Annotated in this window: 2 protein-coding genes; both read left to right on the top strand. The window is 68.0% G+C overall.

What is annotated here, in order from left to right:
• On the top strand, positions 1–841 hold an 841-nt coding region (gene priA, locus VE326_09525), incomplete at its 5' end, for a primosomal protein N' (protein HYJ33445.1).
• A 184-nt stretch (positions 842–1,025) separates the two neighbouring features.
• On the top strand, positions 1,026–2,027 hold a 1,002-nt coding region (locus VE326_09520), incomplete at its 3' end, for a tetratricopeptide repeat protein (GenBank protein ID HYJ33444.1).

Raw genomic sequence — 2,027 nt, 5'->3', positions numbered from 1 at the left:
CACCGTGCATCGGGCCGTCCGGCGTGCCCGCTGCCATTACTGCAATTACGCGGTGCCGATCCCGAAGGCGTGCGTGGTCTGTTCGGGTCAGTACCTCGAACAGGTTGGATTCGGGACCGAACGTGTCGAGGCGGAAGTGCGGGCCATCTTCCCGGAGGCCAGGGTCGCCCGCGTCGACCGCGACACCATCCGCCGCCGCGGCGCCATCGCCGCGCTGCTGGCGCGCTTCGCCTCTGGCGCCATCGACGTGCTGGTCGGGACGCAGATGTTAGCCAAAGGGCACGACTTCCCGAAGGTCACACTGGTCGGGGTGATTTCCGCGGACGTCGGCTTGGGCCTCGCTGACTTCCGCGCCGCGGAGCGGACGTTCCAGCTCCTGACCCAGGTGGCCGGACGCGCTGGGCGCGGCGATCAGCCCGGCGAGGTGATCATGCAGTCGTTCGATCCCGAGCATCCCGCGCTGCGCGCGGCCGCCGCGCAGGATTTCGAGATCTTCTATGCGCGCGAGGCGCGCGAGCGGCGGGAGCTGGCCTACCCTCCCTTCGGGCATCTCGTCGAGATCGAGGTTTCGGGCAAGGGCGCGGAGCGCGTCTACAAGGGAGGGATGCGCGTGAAGCAGCTCTTCGCGCGCGCCCAGGGCGCCGCCGCGCTGGAGATCCTGGGCCCCGCGCCCAAGCCGCTCGCGCGGCTGGTCGGGCGCGAGCGCTGGCACCTCCTGGTCCGGGCCGGCTCCCGCCCGGCGATCCGGGCGGTCCTCGACGAGGTTCTTCCGAAGCTCCGGACCGAGCGTTTTCCGGGCCTCCGCCTGGCCGTCGACGTGGACCCCAACCAGTTACTGTAAGCAATTATTAAATAACGAATTGCGGCCACGAGCCAGGCGCGTGCCGCGGCCTGAACGGTGCTTGACACCTCGCGCCGCTGTGGTTCAATCGAGAGACCGCCGGAACGGGACGCCCCATCTCCGGGTATTAACGATCGTACGGCCCCCCAGCCCGGGAAGACCGTCTTCCATCTTGGAGGAATCGATGCTCCGAATCCGCTTGCGCGCCATCGTCGCGCTCCTCGTCTCCGGCCTGATTGCCGCCGCGGCTGTTCCCGCGCTCGCCGGCATCTGCTTCACCAGCGGCAAGGTGTATGTGCAGCAGAAGGTGTGGGACAAGGCGGCGACGCAGCTCGAGTGCGCCCGGAAGCAGGAGCCGCAGAACCTCCAGGTCTATCTCCTCCTCGGAAGCGCGCGCGCCGAGCTCGGCCAGTACGCGTCCGCGGGCGCCGCGTTCCAGATGGGGATCCAGGCGGCGACGGCGAAGAAGGACGAAAAGAAGGCCGCCGAGATCCGGAACAACCAGATGGCCTACATGTCGCGCCTCTACAACAGCGGCGTCAAGGCCATGTCCGGCGCCGGCACGGTGGAGGAGACCGAGGAGCAGGAGGGCGCGAAGCGGCTCTTCACCACGCCCGCGCCGCCCGAGGTCGCGATCACGGACACCACCAGCTTCGGCAAGTACGAGGGCACTTCCAAGGTCGAGGAGGCCGCTTACTACTTCCGCCTCGCGACGCTCATGGACCCCACCGCGGTGGACGCGTACAAGAACCTCTCCTACGTCTACGAGATCATGGGCCATACCGACGACGCCATGGACGCGGCGCGCGCGGGGCTGAAGCTCGCGCCCAACGACGACAAGCTCGGGCGCAACCTGCGCGCCGCGGCGGTCGGACGCGCCAACCGGCTCTTCAAGGCGAGCAAGTGGAGCGATGCGATCGGGGCGTACCACAAGGCCATCGAGGACGATCCGGCCAGCAAGCTGACGTACGAAGCGCGGGTTGCCGAAGCCAATTTCAACATGGCGAACGGCATGGACGAGAAGGACCCGAACCGCAAGGCGGCCCTCGACAGCACCGTGGTCGCCTATCGGGAGCTCCTCCGCGACGCGCCGAAGGATTCCGTCACGGCCTCGATGCGCGAGAACGCCTACTACAACATGTCGGTGATCCTGGCGAATCAGGGGCGGTTCGCCGACGCCGCCAAG

It is taken from the genome of Candidatus Binatia bacterium, assembly GCA_035631035.1.
In the GTDB taxonomy this organism is placed as follows: domain Bacteria; phylum Eisenbacteria; class RBG-16-71-46; order SZUA-252; family SZUA-252; genus DASQJL01.
The sequence above is the reverse complement of the archived record's forward strand: the minus strand, read 5'-3'. Positions and strand labels throughout refer to the sequence as shown.